Origin of the sequence: Exiguobacterium sp. KJ 601, assembly GCF_027161185.1 — a bacterium.
GTDB classification, from domain to species: domain Bacteria; phylum Bacillota; class Bacilli; order Exiguobacteriales; family Exiguobacteriaceae; genus Exiguobacterium; species Exiguobacterium profundum.
Genome location: NZ_JADHZG010000001.1, coordinates 1,532,125 through 1,550,299, shown reverse-complemented (window position 1 = coordinate 1,550,299; position 18,175 = coordinate 1,532,125). Strand labels below are relative to the sequence as shown.

Here is an 18,175-nt window from a genome sequence, read left to right as displayed (position 1 = left end):
ATGGCAAAAGAGAACAATAAACGAGGCAAGCAAATGATTGTGGCGTTGGTCCTCATTCCAGCAATCTTCATCTTAGTCGGTGGGATCGTCGTCATGAACTATGCGATGGACCGTCCGCTCTTATCCGTTCCCTTATTAGAAGTGAACGAGGACGAGAAAACGGAAGAATCAAAAAAAACGGAGACGCAGGTGAATGTGACGGGAATCGATTCGGACGCAGCGAACCGATTAAAAGCGGCGAACAGTGAGATTGAAAAACTTCGCAACGAAAATGTTGAATTGACGAACGAAGTAAAGGCTAGACAAGAAGAAATCACCGATTTGATTCGTGAACGAGATCGACTCGTCTCGGAACTAGAGGCAGCGTCAAAAGAAGAGGAGACCTCATCTGATGTCGCCAGCGTTTATGAAGAAATGTCAGCCAAACAGGCGGCAGCTATTATGGGTGAACTCGAAAGCCCTCAAGTTGCTGAACTGTTGAAGGAGCTATCACCTAAGCAACAAGCAGACATCTTAGGACGAATGAATGCGCAACAGGCTGCGGTTGTGACGCAGCTTCTCCAATGAACACAAGAAGGGAGGGCCAACATTGAATATCGCTTTATTGACGCAAGCCATTCAAGGATCGATGGCTCGTACTGGAGCAGTGGAGGGAGAATCACAGGGAGCAGGTGGATTTTTAAGCCTCCTTTCTGCGATGCTTGCCCCAATGCAAGGCTCAGGGGAGCAGGCAGAACTTCCTCAACTTGAAGAAGGTGTGCTTCCTGAAGGATCAGTCGATTTGGAAAAAATGGCACAGGAACTCGAAACATGGTTTCAAAAGCCTGATACATTGAAGTGGCTAAAATCACTGCCACAAGATGCGTATCGGACGTTTATGGATGCATATGTAAGTTTACTCGGTCAATTGTCTAATCCTTCGCCTGAGACTGAAATCCCGTCTTCGGTTTTACCGGCGATTGTACAGACGACGACTACGCCGAAAGTCCATACTACGAAGCAAACAGAGGGAAATGCTCAGACGACCAACATTGCACTAACTCAACAAGTTCCAAACCAAGAACTTGCCAAACAGGTTCAAACGATGCAACGGATCATCACACAATATAAAGGACCAATCGAAGGTACATTGAAAGAAGTTCCCGTCTTGTCAAATGTTGAAACCGTAAAAATCGCAAAACCTGCGCTACAGCCAAATAACGTAGACTGGATGCCGAAAGGGATGAACTGGTCAAGACCACAGATTGACGTGGACACGGTCATGTATGCTTCGAAAGGATCCCTTCCTGAGAATTTACAAGCTCGGATTGAAGCGGCTTTGCAAAAGGCACCGTTCAAAAGTGGGGCAGATGGTTCAAAAGTCTTCACTGTAAGATTGTATCCGGAGCAGTTAGGGGAACTCGTCGTCAAGCTAGAGCGGAAGAATGGAGAACTTGTCGTCAAGATGTTTGCCAGCAATCAAGAGGCGAAGCAACTGATCCAGTCACAGGTTCAACAGTTGCAACAAACGTTGACACCCCATTCGCAAAACGTTCGGATCGAGGTCAACTTGACACAACAGGCGCTCGATTCAAAATCAGCCTTGTCCGATGGTTCCGAGCAACCGGAACAAGAACAACCACAAGAACAGCCTAAAGGAGGGTCTGAAGATGACGAGCATCCAACCGAAGACGAATGATTATACATTGCCAGATCAGTCGCTCCCAAAAGCGACAAATCAATACGATAAAGACATGTTTATGAAGTTGCTTCTCGCTCAAATCGCGAACCAGGACCCGATGTCACCGATGGAGGATAAAGAGTTCATCGCACAGATGGCGCAGTTCTCGTCTCTCGAGCAAATGCAAGCCATCTCAAAACAACTCGACTCGGTTCTCGTCGACCGTCACATGTCGTCGATTTCTGAATACAGTAGCATGATTGGGAAAACAATCAACTTTACAACCGAAACGAGTGAAGAGACGACGAAAGGCACAGGTCGTGTCGTTTCCATTTCTCGTAACGACTTAACCGGATATATGGCCGATCTTGAAGACGGAACATCCGTCAGCGTGTACGATATCACATCGATCAAATAAGCATAGGAGGAATGCATTATGTTAAGAGCAATGTACTCAGGAATCAGTGGATTGAAGAACTTCCAATCGAAGCTAGACGTCGTCGGGAACAACATCGCCAACGTCAACACGTTCGGTTATAAAAAAGGTCGCGTCACGTTCAAAGACCTCGTCAGTCAACAAGTCGGGAGTGCGTCGGCCGGAAATGCGACAACAGGTGGTGTGAACCCGAAGGAAGTCGGTCTCGGGGGGACGATGGCGACGGTCGATAACGTCTATAACCAGGGTGCCATGCAAAACACAGGACGCGCCCTTGACGTTGGGATTTCAGGTGAAGGATTCTATGCGACGATGGTCAATGGTCAAATCCAATACACGCGCGCTGGGAACTTCTACACGGACAACCAAGGTAATTTGGTGACGGGCGACGGGACATACCTCATTGGTTCTCAGACGAACACGTTGCCTCCTTCTGGTGTTGCCGGAGTTGCAGCCACACCTACTGCAGCAAATATGGGGGCGAACTTAGACGCACCTTATTTAGCAGCTGATGCAGGTACACAAACCGTTAAATACGGTCGAATTAAAATCCCAACAGATGCAAAATCGCTTTCAATTGGTAAAGACGGACAAGTTAGTTTCGTAGCTGCTAATGGTGAACTTCGTATCGCTGGTTATATCGTCACGTCGAACTTCTCGAACAATGCCGGGTTATCAAAAGTCGGAGCCAACAACTTCGTACAATCGCAAAACTCCGGTGCTCCACAGTTTGGCGTACCTGGTGCGGGCGGTCGCGGTGAACTTGTCTCAGGTGCACTTGAAATGTCAAACGTTGACCTTTCAGAAGAGTTCACAGAAATGATTGTGGCACAGCGTGGATTCCAGGCGAACACACGAATTATCACAACATCGGACGAGATCCTTCAAGAGCTCGTCAACTTGAAACGCTGATGATTCGCGTTACGGCATTTCGCGGTGAGGAGTTCGTGCTCAACGCTTTGCTCATCGAAACGGTGAAGGCAGAGCCCGACACGATCATCCAATTGTTTAATGGCAAAACGTATCTCGTAAAAGAAACGAAAGATCAAATCATTGAACGAACTGAAGCCTTTTACCGCTCAATCGGTTTAGTCGGAACGATGTTCACAAGAGGTGAAGAAGATGAGTGAAGAAGAAAAGAAAAAAGGTGGCGGCCTAAAAGTCGTAATCATCCTGCTTGTCGTCCTGCTCGTCATGGGCGGTGCCGGATTCATGACTTACAAATATGTCTTTGGTGATAACGTCACTGCTAAAACGAAACCTGTCACAGCTGAAGAGTTGGCAGAACGGAGTTTCATGACTGATGACATGACGACCAACATTCAAGACGAGCGTTTCATTAACGTTCAATTTACGATTGTCACAGATTCGTCTGAAACGAAAGAGAATTTAGAACTACGCAAGTTCCAAGTTCACAACGTCATTTTGGGTGATTTATCCGGGATGACGAAAGCCCAATTGGCAACAAAAGAAGATATGCAAAAGTTCGAACAAACATTACGAGAACAACTTAACGGACTGCTTGAAGAAGGTGAAGTCCAACGCGTCTATATGACGAAGAAAATTATTCAGTGAGGTGGCATCATGGGAGAAGTACTGTCTCAACAAGAAATTGATGCCTTACTATCTGCTTTAAGCAGTGGGGATGTCGAAGCGGACTCCTTTCTCGCGCAAGAGGAAGAGAAGAAAGTTCGACAATACGACTTCAAGCGAGCCGTTCGATTTTCAAAAGACCAAATTCGCAGCTTAACTCGGATTCACGAACATTTCACGCGTATGCTCACGACATTTTTCTCGGCTCAACTTCGCACATATGTTCAGTTTTCGGTCAACTCGGTCGAACAATTACCGTACGATGAATTCATTCATTCCATTCCGAGCATGACGATGATCAACTTGATTGAGGCGCCACCGTTAAACGGACGATTCATCATCGAAGTCAATCCGAACATCTCATACGCGATGCTAGACCGGTTACTCGGAGGTCCTGGTGTCGAGATGGATAAAATCGAATCGTTCACCGAAATTGAGATGCGGATTTTGATGCAATTGTACAAACGAGCCTTTTCGACTTATGGGGATGCTTGGGAATCGATTGCTGAGATTAAAGCAGAAATGTCAGCTGTTGAAGTGAATCCGCAGTTCCTGCAACTCGTTTCACCAAACGAAACGGTCGTCTTGATTTCGATTGGTGTGACGATTGGTGAAGTGAGCGGAACCATCAACGTTTGTCTTCCATTCGTGACAATCGAACCGGTATTGTCCAAACTATCAAGTCATTATTGGATGCAAGAAGCGAATCGACGGAATGCAAGTCAATCGAGTAAAGAGCCACTTAAAGCTCAATTGATGAACTCGACAGTCGAAGTTGTATCCTTACTCGGTGGGACGACAATCACGTTTGGAGATTTGTTGCATCTAGAAGTCGGAGATTGTTTGGCACTCGATCAATTAGCAAAAGAACCTCTGTCCGTCATGGTGGGGGAAAATAAAGTATTTAAAGGGCAAGTCGGTGTGAGCGGGAAGCGAATGGCGGTTCAAGTGCTTCACCGTGTGAAGGAGGAAGAGCAATGAGTGAGATGCTGTCACAAGATGAAATTGATGCGTTATTACGTGGGACAAGCGACAATACGCCGACGCCAGAAGTCGAAGCAAAAGAAGAACATTTAGATTCGATGGAGAGCGACGCACTCGGAGAAATTGGGAATATTTCATTCGGGAACTCGGCAACAGCCTTGTCAACATTATTACAACAGAAGGTTGAAATTACGACACCGGTTGTCAGTGAAGTGAGAATTGAAGCGTTACGCGAACGCTATCCCACTCCTCACGTGGCACTTCGAGTTGGCTATACAGAAGGAATCCAAGGGGAAAACGTTCTCGTATTGACTCGCGAAGATGCGGCAATCATCTCCGACCTCATGTTAGGTGGAAGTGGAGAGAATGTTGATCCGGAGAGCCTTGATGAGATTCGTTTATCAGCTGTTCAAGAAGCGATGAATCAAATGATGGGTGCGGCAGCAACGTCTTTATCGACGGTATTTTCGAAGAAAATTGACATCTCGCCACCGCTTGTCGAAGTGTTTGATGCAACAAAGAATCAGACAATCATCGATCGCCTTGAACTATGGGAGACGATGGTACTCATTGAGTTCAATCTCAAAGTAGGCACGTTGATTGATTCAACGATTGTCCAGATTGCACCAATTCAGTTTGGAAAGCAGTTAGTCGACGAGTTGATGAAAGCGACTGGAGAGGTCCAAGCGGCATCAGAACCGGTAAAAGAGCAGCCGAGAGCGGAAGCACCGAAACCACAGCCGCAAGCACAACAACCAGCACAGTCCGTTGCCCCACAACCAAACAAGCAAAAATCTATGCCGGAAGTAGCTGTGAGCCAGGCGGAATTCATGCCACTCCAATCACCGGCGTCACAAGAAACGGCCCCAGCAAATCTTGGGTTGCTGTATGATGTCCCGTTAAACGTGACAGTAGAGTTAGGAAGAACGAAAAAATCCGTTCGGGAAGTACTTGAGTTATCACAAGGCTCCATCATTGAACTCGACAAATTAGCAGGTGAGCCGGTAGACATTTATGTCAACCAACAGCGAATCGCTAGAGGAGAAGTCGTCGTCATTGAAGAAAACTTTGGGGTACGTGTAACAGAAATTATTCAACCGCATGAGCGGATCGGAATCGTTTAAGGAGGAATTTAGAATGAGTGCAAAAGTATTAGTAGTAGATGACGCAGCGTTCATGCGTATGATGATTAAGGACATTTTGACAAAGAACGGGTACGACGTAGTAGGTGAGGCGGAAAACGGAGCGGACGCTGTCGCGAAATATCGTGAACTCACACCGGATCTCGTCACACTTGACATCACGATGCCTGAGATGGATGGACTCGCAGCATTGAAAGAAATTCGTAGCTTCGACTCGAATGCGAAAATCATCATGTGTTCAGCGATGGGACAACAAGCGATGGTCATCGATGCCATTCAAGCTGGTGCAAAAGACTTTATCGTCAAACCTTTCAATGCAGAGCGTGTCATCGAAGCAGTTTCTAAAACGGTCGCACAATGAAGAAATGGTGGTTGATTATTCTTCTCGTGGTTGGGCTCTTCGGTCCAACCACGGTTGAGGCCGCCACCGTAGACCAACAATTCGAGCAACAACAGACAGATGAACAGGAAAGTAACGTTCCAACGACAGCGTCAACCATTGGCAATGGCGTGAAAGTCGTGTTAAGTCTCGTGGTCGTGGTCGGCGGATTTATCGTTTTGATGCGTTGGCTCGGTTCCAAAACACAAGGCGTGAAAGCGACTCAACATATGAAACATCTCGGAGGCGTCCCTCTTGGGAAAGACCGCTCTGTTCAGCTCGTGAAGCTCGGTGACCAGGTATATGTACTCGGTGTCGGCGATTCGATTCAACTGATCGATCGACTTGATGCGGACACGATGGAGGAAGAGCAAACGGAAACCTTGTCACTCCGAACGTCAAATTCGAATGCATTTTTAGACACCTTTAAGAAACAACTCGCTCAGCTAGAAGAAGTGAGGAAGAAATCATGACAACGTTTGAGCAATTGATCAATTTAGAAACACCGGACAGTACATCGACATCCATCAAGCTATTGATTTTGTTGACATTGCTGACGCTCGCACCATCCTTTTTAATCTTGATGACTTGCTTTACCCGTGTCGTGGTCGTCTTGTCATTCATTCGACCGGCGCTCGGTACACAGCAAACGCCACCGAACCAATTGATTGTCGGATTGGCACTGTTCATCACACTGTTCGTCATGTCTCCAGTTCTCTCTGACTTAAATGAGAACGCATTAAAACCATACCTCGATGACAAGATCTCACAAAATGAGGCGTTCGATGAGGCAAGTGGGACGATGAAAGAGTTCATGTCGAAATATACAAGACAAGAAGATTTACAACTGTTCTTAAAGTATGGGAATTATGAGCAGCCGGAGACACTAGATGATGTACCTCTCCTCGCTTTGGTTCCTGCTTATGCGATCAGTGAGTTGAAGACCGCTTTCCAAATCGGCTTCATGATTTTCTTACCGTTTTTAATCATTGATATGGTAGTCGCGAGTGTCCTCATGTCGATGGGGATGATGATGCTTCCTCCAGTCATGATTGCACTGCCGTTTAAATTATTATTGTTTGTATTGGTCGATGGCTGGCACTTGATTGTGGAATCATTGCTTAGAAGTATGTAGGGGGAACGGACATGACACAAGAAATGGTCATCTATTTGGCGACAGAGAGTGTGTGGACCTTATTAAAAATATCAATGCCACTTCTACTCATCTCACTGATCGTCGGTCTCGTGATCTCGATTTTACAGGCCACGACTCAAATTCAAGAACAAACGTTATCGTTCGTTCCGAAAATTATCTCGGTCTTCATCGGTCTCGTCATTTTTGGACCGTGGATGCTTCAACAGATTGAAGGGTTCACGCGTTTGATTTTTGAGTTGATGGTCGAGGTTGCTTCGAAATGAATGCAGTCGACTTCATCAGTATGTATGGATTAACGTTCGCGCGACTGTCTGGCTTTTTTGTCAGTGTCCCGTTGTTCTCGACGAGACAATTACCGGTCATGCACCGCGTCGCGTTCAGTGCGTTTTTAGCATACTATGCAATGTTCACATTGACCGAGCCAATTCAAATGACCAATGCGTTTGTCCTGCAAGTCGTCTATGAAGTCATGATCGGACTTTTACTCGGACTGTTGATCAACATCCTATTTTTTGCACCGCAAATTGCCGGTGGGGTCATCGATTTACAGCTCGGATTAGCGATGGCATCCGCATATGATCCGATGTTTGGCGGTCAATCACCATTGATTGGACGATTTTATTATATTTTTACGCTATTCATTTTGTTGACGAGCAACCTGCATCTTCTGCTGATTGACGGCATTTATTATAGCTTTCAAATCTATCCGCCTGGCCAACCGATGATCAATTTTACTGAAGCTTCATTGATGATGGCTGTAAAAGTCGTCACGATGACAATGATGGTCGCGTTGCAATTAGCGTTGCCGATGATGGCTTCCTTACTGCTTGTGGACTTAGCTCTCGGTTTTTTAGCGAAGTCAGCACCGCAATTCAATATCTTTGCCATCGGATTTTCATTTAAACTTATCGCTGGTTTTGCCGTCATGGTTTTATTGATGGGACTGACATTGACAGGAATCAGCCAGTTCATCCCGCTATTACAAGAAGTTATGCACGACTTTATGCTCATATTAGGAGACGCCTCATGAAGAAGCCTCTATATCCTTTATCGGTCAATCTACAGTTTTTTGCAGGTGAAAAGACAGAAAAAGCGACGCCACGTAAACGGGAAGACTCCCGAAAGAAGGGGCAGGTCGCCAAGTCAGCCGATTTGACTGGAGCGTTCGCACTTTTTGCGATGTTTCTCATGTTATCTTTTTTCGGTCCCGTGATTGGGCAGCAATTGCTTTCTTTAATCAGCGATTTACTCAGCCCAGAGTATTTATTGTTTAACGTGACGGGCGGCATGTCGGATATGATTGTCGACTTAATGCTCCGTGTCGGTTTGATTTTGGCTCCGTTCTTTATCGTCGCCGTCGTGTTTGGGATTCTCATCAATTACCTACAAATCGGAACGTTATTTTCTTTAGAAGCCATTCAACCAAAGCTTGAGCGGATCGACCCGATCAAGGGGGTCAAACGCATCGTCAGTATGAAAGCGGTCGTCGAATTTTTAAAGTCCTTATTCAAATTGTTAATCATCCTGACAACCGCTGTCGCTGTCCTTTGGAAAAATCAGAAAGAACTGTCTCGGATGGCCGTCGAACAAGTTCGTGAATCGATTGTCGCACTCGCGAGTATCACAATCGAACTTGGTCTTTGGGTAAGTGTCGCCTTGCTCGCACTTGCACTACTCGATTTATTCTACCAACGATTTGATTTCGAGAAATCGATCCGAATGTCTAAGCAAGATATAAAAGATGAGTACAAAAATACGGAAGGTGACCCTCTCATCAAATCTAAAATCAAACAGCAACAACGGGAAATGGCGATGCGACGGATGATGCAAGAGATACCGAATGCCGATGTCGTCATCACGAACCCGACCCATTACGCGGTCGTCATTCGATATGATGACACGAAAGATTTTGCGCCGCTCGTGGTCGCCAAAGGGGTCGACCGGGTCGCCTTTCATATTCGAGATGTCGCAAAAGAACATGACGTGGCCATTGTTGAAAATAAACCACTCGCGCGAGCGCTCTATGCGCAAATCGACATCGGTGAAGTGGTAGACGAATCGTTTTATCAAGCCATTGCGGAAGTACTGGCATTCGTCTATCAAATGAAACAACCGTCTTGAGGAGGAGTATGTGTTGGCAGTAAAAGCGAAAGACTTTGCAATTTTGATTGGTGTGTTGATGATTGTCATCATGCTGATCATCCCGCTACCGGGGTTTTTATTAGACTTTTTAATCATCGTAAATATTTTGATCGCCATCATGATTCTACTTGTGGCGATGAATGCCCGGGAAGCACTTGACTTCTCCGTATTCCCTTCTCTCTTATTGATTGTGACGTTGTTTCGTCTTGGTTTGAACGTATCGACGACCCGTTCGATTCTATCTAAAGGTTATGGTGGGGAAGTCATCGAGACGTTCGGTGATTTCGTCATCGGTGGAAATGTCCTTGTCGGATTTGTCGTCTTTCTGATTCTTGTCATCATTCAATTCGTCGTCATCACGAAAGGAGCAGAGCGTGTATCGGAAGTATCTGCTCGCTTCACACTCGATGCGATGCCGGGGAAACAGATGGCCATCGATGCCGATTTGAACTCTGGTTTAATTGACGACAAAGAAGCCCAGATGCGTCGCCGTAAAATTCAAAGCGAGGCAGACTTCTATGGATCAATGGACGGGGCATCGAAGTTCGTTAAAGGAGATGCCATCGCTGGTATTATCATCGTTACGATCAACTTGATCTTCGGGATTATCATCGGTGTCGTTCAAATGGGATTACCAGTTGGAGAAGCGTTCCAAACATTCTCACTCATGACAATCGGGGATGGCTTGGTCAGTCAAATCCCAGCACTTTTGATTTCGACCGCGACCGGGATCATCGTGACCCGTGCCGTCTCGGATGGAAACTTAGGGGAAGACGTAATCGACCAGCTCGGTCAAAACCCATCACTCCTTTATATCGCCGGGTCGATTGTCTTCATGCTTGGTTTTGTATCACCGCCCCTACTTCCTGTGACGATGATCATTGCCGGAACGGCATTCTTCGGCGCCTACACGATGCGTCGAAATATCCGTCAGGCAACGGAAGAGCCGATGCTCGAAGAGGAACCATCGACAGCGCCAACAGAATCAGTCGTCTCGCTGTTGCAGATTGACTCGATTGAATTTGAATTCGGGTATGGCTTGATTCCGCTTGCAGATGAGTCTCAAGGCGGTGACTTGTTAGACCGCGTTGTCATGATTCGTCGTCAACTCGCACTCGAGCTTGGCTTCATCTTACCGACGGTCCGGATTCGCGATCACTTGCAGTTATCACCGAACGCATACCGAATCAAAGTCAAAGGGAACGTCGTTGCAGAGGGAGAGCTATTGCTGGATCATTACTTGGCGATGAGCCCGGGCATCGAAGACCCTGAGGTATATGGAATTGAAACAACGGAACCAGCATTCGGTCTTCCTGCCCTTTGGATTGATGAAGAAACACGAACTCGGGCAGAAATGAGCGGGTATACCGTCGTTGATCCGCCTTCTGTTGTCGCGACTCACTTGACCGAGACGTTGAAGAAACATGCGGCTGATTTACTCGGTCGGGAAGAGACGAAACAACTCGTCGAGCACCTGAAAGAGACGCATCCGGTTCTCGTAGAGGACGTGACACCGTCAGTCCTTTCGATTGGCGAAATTCAGAAAGTGTTGCGCCACTTACTCCAAGAAAGTGTTTCCATTCGAAACTTGCCGCTTCTATTTGAAACGATGGCAGACTACGGAAAAGTGACGAAAGATGCGGAAATCTTAGGAGAGTATTGCCGACAAGGGTTGTCCCGTCAATTGACCGATCAAGTCAAACCACCTGAAGGTCCCCTTTACGTCGTGACACTCGGCGGACAGACGGAACAGACGGTGCAAGATGCGGTTCAAAAAACGGAGTTCGGGAACTATTTGGCGCTCGACCCAGAGCAAGCTCGAGAGATTATCGAACGCACTGGAGAACAACTGTCGATGTTTGAACGATATGGGGCATCGGCTGTGATTTTATGTTCCCCAACGATTCGTCTGTTCGTTCGTCAATTACTCGAACGGTATTATCCAGATGTGCCGGTATTGGCTTATAACGAATTACTCAGTTCCGTCGAAGTGAAAAGTATTGGGGTGATTTAACATGCAGATTAAAAAGTTTACGGCGAAGACCATGGCTGATGCGATGGCGAAAGTGAAACAAGAGCTCGGAGACGAAGCGGTCATCCTCAACTCACGACAAGTGAAGACAGGATGGTTCGGTCTCTTTGCGTCAAAGCAAGTGGAGGTCATCGCAGCCCTCGAAAAAGAGCAAGTCGTCACAAAGCCACGACAGCCAGTCCCTGTTCGGACAGCACCAACACCACCTGTCGTGACGCAGACGCCACCACGTGTGATCGGAGGAGCGGGACCGAGACTACACGCCTCGTTGCAACACGTCGAATCACTGCTCTCGACTGAATCCTTTGCGGATGAGTCGTGGGAGGAAACGCTGAACGAACTATACTACACGACAAAATCTGTAAAAGAAGCTGAACGTTTCGTTTACGAACAAGTCAAATCGTCGTTCATTGAACCGCCTGAAGCTAAACGATATGTTATGGTCGTTGGACCGACGGGGGTCGGCAAGACGACCACGCTCGCCAAACTTGCGGCGCACTTCAAGCTGACGGAAGGCAAAACGGTCGGATTGATCACGACCGACACGTATCGAATCGCTGCCATCGAACAGCTGAAGACGTATGCTGAAATCATGAGTATTCCGGTGGAAGTGGCATATGACTTTCATGACTTCAAGCGTGCCAAGCAATTGTTTGCTCGTAAAGACATCGTGCTAATCGACACGGCGGGACGAAATTTCCGCGATCCGGCTTACGTCGAACAGTTTCATGAACATCACGACTTCACTGAAACAAGCCTTTCGCTCGTTTTGAGTTTGACATCCAAAACGAAGGACATGGATATGATCTATTCGCAATTCGAGTCATTGCCTCTTAGCTCACTCATTTTTACGAAGGCGGACGAGACAAGTGATATCCACGCGATGTACCGCATGGTGAAAAAGAGCGGTCTTCCGGTCGCCTGGATGACAGACGGCCAAGAAGTGCCGGACGATCTGATTCGGGGGCATGCGGACGCACTGACGAAACGACTGTTTGAGAAAGAAGGGTGGGCAAGATGGACCAAGCAAGGCGTTTAAGAGCAATCAATGCTGCCCATCCGACGACAATCGCCTTTGCTAGTGGGAAAGGTGGGGTCGGAAAGACGAACGTCTGTGTAAACACGGCCATCGCCCTAGCTGAACTCGGAAAACGAGTGTTGATTGTCGACTTTGACATCGGAATGGCCAATGTGCACATCTTGATGAATGCCATGAAGTCCAGAACGATGATCGAGACCGTCAAAGCTCGTATTCCATTGGCTGCAGCTGTTCAGAAAAATGTAAATGGTGTCGATATATTACATGGAGGGAGTGGGCAGGACCAACTCGTCCATCTCTCAGATGATGACATGCAATTTCTCATGCGAGAACTCGAAGTATTGACCGAATATGATTATGTCCTGTTCGATATGGGGGCTGGAGCGACGGACACCTCACTCCAATTCATCGCGGGTTGCGATGAGATGTTCTTGATTTTGACTCCAGAACCTACCTCGCTAATGGACGGTTATGCATATACGAAACTGGTGCACCATCAGTACCCGGACTTACCGCTTGGCGTCATCGTCAACCGAGCCCAGTCCGGTGAGGAAGCCCTTCAATGTTTCGAACGGATGGAAGTCGCATGTAAACAGTTTTTAAATAAGACGATTCGATTCCTCGGCTTTCTACCAGACGACTCATCTGTCAGAAAGGCAGTCATCGCCCAAGTCCCGTTTTATCAATACAACCGAAAGAGTGATATTAGCTGGCGCCTCGAACGAATTTTGACAACGCTTACGGGTACGCCTCCGAAACCACGTCACTTGATGGACCGTTTGATGGGGAACTTACGAAAACAGTGGAACCGAGTATAACGACAGGGAGGCAAATGAGATGGACGTGAATGAATACTTAGGGTTGTTTTTAGATGAATCCCAAGAACATATCCAATCAATCAACACACAATTACTTAAATTAGAACAATCGGGTGGGGCGGATGTTGTACAGGAGATCTTCCGGTCGGCACACACGCTAAAAGGGATGTCTTCGACGATGGGGTACGAACGCGTTGCCAACTTGACACATGAGATGGAGAGCGCGCTCGACCTCGTCCGTGGCGGCAAAAAGGAAAGTAACCAACTCTTGTTGGATACGATGTTCATCGCCATGGAACAGATGGAAGACATGATTGCGGACATCGAAAGCGGAGGACAAGGCGCGAACGTGGATGTATCAGAAACGGTCGCTGCATTCCAATCCTTCATCGGTGGGAAAGAAGTCGCAGTCGAAAAAACTTCAGAGACGAGCACGTTTGAGATTGATTTATATACGACCTCGGTCATCGAGCAAGCCAAACAGACAGGCTTTGAGGCGTATCAAATCACAGTCAAACTGTCTGACGCGGTCGTCTTGAAAGCGGCCCGTGCGTATATGGTATTCGATCGCCTTCAAGAACTAGGTGAGGTCGTCAGCACACATCCGGAGACAGAAGAAATCGAACAAGAGCAATTTGACTTGTCGTTCGACGTCTTATTCTTGTCACAAGAGACGGCAGAAGTGATTGAACATGCCATCGCTCAAGTATCGGAAGTGGAGCACGTCGAAGTCAATGCGTTTACAGAAACAGCGGTCAGTGAGCCAGAAGTCGCTGTGACAGCGGAGACGATTGCACCTGAACCTGTCGTTCAAGCTACCTCGGACAAGGAAGAAGCGAAAGATACGAAAGAGCAAGTAGCCGCTCAAGCACAAGCAAAAACGATTCGCGTCAACTTAGAACGAATTGATCGTCTGATGAACTTGTTTGAAGAGTTCATTATCGACCGTGGACGCCTTGAGCGCCTGGCGGACGAAGTCGGTCAACCAGAATTGAATGAAACGGTCGAAAAAATCAAGCGGGGAACGAACGAGTTACAATCACTCGTCTTGACCCTCCGGATGATGCCAATCGAACAAGTGTTCAATCGCTTCCCACGAATGGTGCGTTCGGTCGCAAAAGAGATTCATAAAAAAGTCCAGTTGGACATTTCAGGTGCTGAAACAGAACTCGATCGCACGGTCATCGATGAAATTGGCGATCCGCTCGTCCACTTGATCCGTAACGCCATCGATCACGGCATCGAACGTCCGGAAGTACGTCTTCAAGCCGGAAAACCGGAGCAGGGCATGCTTGCACTCCGTGCGTATCACGGCGGAAACCGAGTCTTCATTGAAATCGAGGACGATGGTGCCGGCATCAACGTCGACAAGGTTCGTTCGAAAGCGTTGGAGCGCGGCGTGATCACAGATGAAGAAGCGACGACGATGTCTGAGAACGAATTGGCGATGCTGATCTTTGCTCCGGGCTTCTCGACGGCAGACGTGGTCACTGACTTGTCAGGACGCGGTGTCGGACTGGATGTCGTCAAAAATAAAATCGAGTCACTCGGTGGGGTCGTTTCTCTAGAGACGGTTGGGGGACAAGGCACGAAGTTCCAGGTCAGCTTACCGCTCACCCTCTCTATCATCTCGGCGATGCTCGTTCAAGTGGGAGAGGAATCGTATGCGATTCCATTGACATCGATCCTTGAGACGACATTACTTGATGAAGCGGACATTTTGACAGCACACCGTGAGCGAGTCTTCGACTTCCGTGGTCAACTGGTCCCACTCGTCTACATGAAAGAAATGTTTGGCATCGAATCAGAGACGAAGTCGCAATTCCCGGTCGTCGTCGTTCGAAAAGGCAACAAACTCGTCGGCGTCGTCGTCAACGATTTGATCGGTCAACAAGAAATTGTCATGAAACCGCTCGGTACGTATCTTGAAGGGATTCCAGCTATCTCTGGTGCGACCATTCTTGGTGACGGTCGCGTCGCCCTTATCGTAGATAGTAACGATCTCTTTTAAGGAGGAATATTGATGGAACAGAAATGGGTAGTCTTTTCACTTGAAGAAAATACGTATGGGATCGACGTACAGTCGGTCCGTTCAATCGAGCGACTTCAGCCGATCACACGAGTGCCGAACGCACCGTCACATGTGAAAGGGGTCATCAACCTTCGTGGTGTCGTCACGCCGGTCATCGACCTTCGCTTGCGACTCGGCTACGAAGAAATCGAACCAACGGATGAGACACGAATCCTGATCGCCTCGTTGAATCAAGGAGATGCCGGATTTATCGTCGACCGTGCGAATGAGGTCGTGGAAAGCGACGAAGTACGAATCGAACCGATTCCGGAATCGAGCCGCGATATGCTCTCGGCACATTTGACAGCCATCGCAAAAGGAGAAGATAAACTCTTCTCTTTACTCGATGCGAATGCGTTGTTTGAGGAACAGTATGCTGAGTGAGTTTGAACAAGACCTGTTAAAGGAACTGGGAAATATAGGGTCTGGACATGCGGCGACTGCCTTGTCGGCAATGCTTTCGAAACCGGTGAACATTACCGTGTCTTCTGCCGAAATGGAACCGATCACCTATTTACCAGAGCGAGTCGGCGGTCCGGAACGACATGTTGCCTCGGTCTTGTTGGAATTAGATGGTGATATTCGTGGAATGATCCTCATTTTGTTCGCCGTGGAAGATGCCGAGCAAATGGTTTCGACCTTGATTGGGATGCCATATTCATTTGATTCTTTTGATGAGCTCGGCCAATCGGCTTGGGAAGAGGTCGGGAATATTATGAGCGGTGCTTATGCGCGAGCGCTAGGTGACTGGTTACAGACACCGATTATGATTCAAGTGCCGGCAACGGCCATCGATATGGCAGGTTCGATTGTTGAATTTGTCGTCACGTCTGTACAACCTGAGGAAGACGCGGCGCTCTATATCGACACGACATTTATGATTGATCAAAAAGTAAGTGCAGGACATGTGTTGTTCCTACCAACACATGGGTCGCTCAAACGGATTCAAGAACGGTTGCTTGGCAATGGCTGATGTATTAAAAATCGGCATTGCCGAATGGAAGCAGACGACCGCACCAAATCGGTTACGTACAGCCGGACTCGGGTCATGTGTGGGTGTCATTTTATATGACACCCGCCTCCAATTGGCAGCGATGGCACATGTCATGTTGCCGGACTCGACGATTGCTCGTAAGAACCAGACGATTGAAGTAGGAAAATACGCAGATACAGCCATTGATACACTCGTGCATTCATTGAAACGAGAAGGGGCCACACGGCTTCAAGCAAAGATGGCAGGCGGCGCTCAGATGTTTCAGTTTAAATATGAGAACGAGGCGATGCGAATCGGTGAGCGAAACGCCGAGGCCATCCGCCAAGCATTAAAAGTCCATCGTATTCCGCTCGTGGCAGAAGATTGTGGCGGACATAACGGGCGGACAATCGAGTTTGATGTCGCAACATCTGTCTTATCGATTCGGACGGTGAGCGTGGGTACGAAAGAACTATAAGGGGGGATCGACATGACGACTCATCTTACACAGTTGTGGGATCGCTGGAATATGGACCGTGATATGGATACAGCAAACGAATTACTAGCACATTACGAGTTTCTCATCCACTACCACGTACAACGGATGATCGTGACGCTTCCAAAGAGCGTCGAACGCGACGAATTGAAAAGTTTGGGTTACATGGGATTGTACGATGCCCTTATGAAATATGATCCAGAGCACAATAATAAATTTGATACGTATGCTGCGTTTCGGATTCGTGGAGCCATTATCGACGGTTTACGAAAAGTGGATTGGTTACCTCGGTCGGTTCGAGAAAAAGTGAAAAAAATCGATCAGGTGGCAGAACAGCTTGAACAGTCGTTACATCGTGCTCCAACGAAGAGCGAGTTAGCTTCGGCATGCGACTTACCGATTGCAGAAATCGAACGAACGATGGCGGAAGGGTACTTTGCCAATATGTTGTCGATTGATGAGGCCGTGACGTTGCAAGAAGAAGGAAAAGTCATGTCTGTCACGTATTTCGACCCGGATTCTGAAAAGCCAGAAGATACGTTGTTGCAACGCGAATTGATTGATGTGCTGGCAGCAGAAGTCGACCATTTATCCGAAAAAGAACGACTCGTCGTCTCTTTGTTTTACTTTGACGAACTGACGTTGACGGAGATTGGGGAAGTGCTCGAACTGTCAACATCACGGATTTCGCAAATTCATTCCAAAGCGTTGAAGACATTAAAACACGCGCTCGGTCGGTCCTATTTAGAAGAAAAGACATCGTAAGGAGATGAACAAGTGTATATTGTATATGTGATCACAGCTTGTTTGGTTGCTTACGTTTTTTTATTCGGCTACCGACAAGTCCAAGCGCTTCAGGAACGAGTCGAACGGCTCGAACGAGAGAAGCAAGAGACCGAAACGTTGCTTCTTTCATTCATGGAGTCGATGAACGACCTCGTTGTTCAAGAACCCGTTGAACGTTCGAACGTGGTTCAACAGGAAGAAGCTTCATCGCTCCCTGTCAATGAGTCCATCCAAACGGTCGTAGAGGCGACAGAAGAGACGACCCCGTCCGCGTCAATCGACGTGGACGATGTCTTGTTGCGACATTCCGTGCGGGACGCTGCCCGTATCCTCGGAAAAGGCGAGGGCGAGCTTGCGCTTTATGCGAAACTTCGTAAAAAGTGAGAGTTGCCGGATTTCGTGACATATGCTATAGTAATTCTCGGTGTTAAACACATCACACACGTCTCGGGATGATATTCCTCGGTG

23 protein-coding genes are annotated in these 18,175 nt (G+C 47.6%); all 23 read left to right on the top strand.

Annotated features, from left to right (window positions below; genetic code table 11):
• The 23 genes from IRJ25_RS07965 to IRJ25_RS07855 are packed head-to-tail and all read left to right on the top strand — an operon-like array spanning nt 1 to nt 18,091.
• Entirely contained in the window at nt 1-567 is a 567-nt protein-coding gene (locus IRJ25_RS07965; RefSeq protein WP_196430544.1) for a MotE family protein, read from the top strand.
• Between the two features lie 22 nt (nt 568-589).
• Nucleotides 590-1,678: a flagellar hook-length control protein FliK gene (locus tag IRJ25_RS07960; protein WP_214782946.1), complete on the top strand. Its 1,089-nt coding sequence runs from the start codon at nt 590-592 to the stop codon at nt 1,676-1,678.
• Nucleotides 1,650-2,078 (top strand): flagellar hook capping FlgD N-terminal domain-containing protein, encoded by a 429-nt coding sequence (locus IRJ25_RS07955; protein WP_214782949.1) that lies wholly within the window; start codon nt 1,650-1,652, stop codon nt 2,076-2,078. The genes IRJ25_RS07960 and IRJ25_RS07955 overlap by 29 nt, the downstream gene beginning before the upstream one ends.
• Before the next feature lie 18 nt (nt 2,079-2,096).
• A complete protein-coding gene (gene flgG / locus IRJ25_RS07950) occupies nt 2,097-3,008 on the top strand; it encodes a flagellar basal body rod protein FlgG (RefSeq protein WP_015881395.1) in 912 nt (303 codons plus the stop codon).
• The gene (locus tag IRJ25_RS07945; protein ID WP_031421671.1) at nt 3,008-3,226 is read left to right on the top strand and encodes a flagellar FlbD family protein; all 219 of its coding nucleotides are present in this window, start codon (nt 3,008-3,010) and stop codon (nt 3,224-3,226) included. The genes flgG and IRJ25_RS07945 overlap by 1 nt, the downstream gene beginning before the upstream one ends.
• Nucleotides 3,219-3,671, top strand: coding sequence for a flagellar basal body-associated FliL family protein (locus tag IRJ25_RS07940; RefSeq protein WP_269318060.1), 453 nt, complete (start codon nt 3,219-3,221; stop codon nt 3,669-3,671). The genes IRJ25_RS07945 and IRJ25_RS07940 overlap by 8 nt, the downstream gene beginning before the upstream one ends.
• A gap of 9 nt (nt 3,672-3,680) precedes the next feature.
• A complete protein-coding gene (gene fliM, locus IRJ25_RS07935) occupies nt 3,681-4,670 on the top strand; it encodes a flagellar motor switch protein FliM (protein WP_214817277.1) in 990 nt (329 codons plus the stop codon).
• Entirely contained in the window at nt 4,667-5,797 is a 1,131-nt protein-coding gene (gene fliY / locus IRJ25_RS07930; RefSeq protein WP_264092411.1) for a flagellar motor switch phosphatase FliY, read from the top strand. The genes fliM and fliY overlap by 4 nt, the downstream gene beginning before the upstream one ends.
• A 13-nt stretch (nt 5,798-5,810) precedes the next feature.
• Nucleotides 5,811-6,176: a response regulator gene (locus IRJ25_RS07925; protein WP_015881400.1), complete on the top strand. Its 366-nt coding sequence runs from the start codon at nt 5,811-5,813 to the stop codon at nt 6,174-6,176.
• Complete coding sequence (locus IRJ25_RS07920) at nt 6,173-6,667, top strand: flagellar biosynthetic protein FliO (protein WP_074037238.1); 495 nt, start codon at nt 6,173-6,175, stop codon at nt 6,665-6,667. The genes IRJ25_RS07925 and IRJ25_RS07920 overlap by 4 nt, the downstream gene beginning before the upstream one ends.
• The gene (gene fliP / locus IRJ25_RS07915) at nt 6,664-7,329 is read left to right on the top strand and encodes a flagellar type III secretion system pore protein FliP (RefSeq protein WP_074037237.1); all 666 of its coding nucleotides are present in this window, start codon (nt 6,664-6,666) and stop codon (nt 7,327-7,329) included. The genes IRJ25_RS07920 and fliP overlap by 4 nt, the downstream gene beginning before the upstream one ends.
• Before the next feature lie 11 nt (nt 7,330-7,340).
• Nucleotides 7,341-7,613: a flagellar biosynthesis protein FliQ gene (gene fliQ / locus IRJ25_RS07910; RefSeq protein ID WP_015881403.1), complete on the top strand. Its 273-nt coding sequence runs from the start codon at nt 7,341-7,343 to the stop codon at nt 7,611-7,613.
• Complete coding sequence (gene fliR, locus IRJ25_RS07905; RefSeq protein ID WP_074037236.1) at nt 7,610-8,380, top strand: flagellar biosynthetic protein FliR; 771 nt, start codon at nt 7,610-7,612, stop codon at nt 8,378-8,380. The genes fliQ and fliR overlap by 4 nt, the downstream gene beginning before the upstream one ends.
• On the top strand, nt 8,377-9,471 hold the full coding sequence (gene flhB / locus IRJ25_RS07900; protein ID WP_214782955.1) for a flagellar biosynthesis protein FlhB: 1,095 nt from the start codon (nt 8,377-8,379) through the stop codon (nt 9,469-9,471). Before fliR ends, flhB begins: the two co-directional genes overlap by 4 nt.
• A 13-nt stretch (nt 9,472-9,484) precedes the next feature.
• A complete protein-coding gene (gene flhA, locus IRJ25_RS07895) occupies nt 9,485-11,506 on the top strand; it encodes a flagellar biosynthesis protein FlhA (protein WP_256440172.1) in 2,022 nt (673 codons plus the stop codon).
• A 1-nt stretch (nt 11,507) separates the two neighbouring features.
• Nucleotides 11,508-12,563 (top strand): GTP-binding protein, encoded by a 1,056-nt coding sequence (locus IRJ25_RS07890; protein ID WP_214782958.1) that lies wholly within the window; start codon nt 11,508-11,510, stop codon nt 12,561-12,563.
• The gene (locus IRJ25_RS07885; RefSeq protein WP_269318059.1) at nt 12,542-13,381 is read left to right on the top strand and encodes a MinD/ParA family protein; all 840 of its coding nucleotides are present in this window, start codon (nt 12,542-12,544) and stop codon (nt 13,379-13,381) included. The genes IRJ25_RS07890 and IRJ25_RS07885 overlap by 22 nt, the downstream gene beginning before the upstream one ends.
• 19 nt (nt 13,382-13,400) lie before the next feature.
• Nucleotides 13,401-15,392 (top strand): chemotaxis protein CheA, encoded by a 1,992-nt coding sequence (locus IRJ25_RS07880; RefSeq protein WP_264092412.1) that lies wholly within the window; start codon nt 13,401-13,403, stop codon nt 15,390-15,392.
• 12 nt (nt 15,393-15,404) lie between these two features.
• A complete protein-coding gene (locus tag IRJ25_RS07875) occupies nt 15,405-15,836 on the top strand; it encodes a chemotaxis protein CheW (RefSeq protein WP_015881410.1) in 432 nt (143 codons plus the stop codon).
• A complete protein-coding gene (locus tag IRJ25_RS07870) occupies nt 15,826-16,425 on the top strand; it encodes a chemotaxis protein CheC (protein WP_015881411.1) in 600 nt (199 codons plus the stop codon). Before IRJ25_RS07875 ends, IRJ25_RS07870 begins: the two co-directional genes overlap by 11 nt.
• A complete protein-coding gene (locus IRJ25_RS07865) occupies nt 16,418-16,903 on the top strand; it encodes a chemotaxis protein CheD (protein WP_031421691.1) in 486 nt (161 codons plus the stop codon). The genes IRJ25_RS07870 and IRJ25_RS07865 overlap by 8 nt, the downstream gene beginning before the upstream one ends.
• A 12-nt stretch (nt 16,904-16,915) precedes the next feature.
• Nucleotides 16,916-17,686 carry a FliA/WhiG family RNA polymerase sigma factor gene (locus IRJ25_RS07860; protein ID WP_159562099.1) on the top strand — a complete coding sequence of 257 codons (771 nt, stop codon included), beginning with the start codon at nt 16,916-16,918 and terminating at the stop codon, nt 17,684-17,686.
• A gap of 12 nt (nt 17,687-17,698) precedes the next feature.
• Nucleotides 17,699-18,091, top strand: a complete 393-nt coding sequence (locus IRJ25_RS07855; RefSeq protein WP_269318058.1) for a hypothetical protein — start codon at nt 17,699-17,701, stop codon at nt 18,089-18,091.
• The last annotated feature ends 84 nt before the right edge of the window (nt 18,092-18,175 follow it).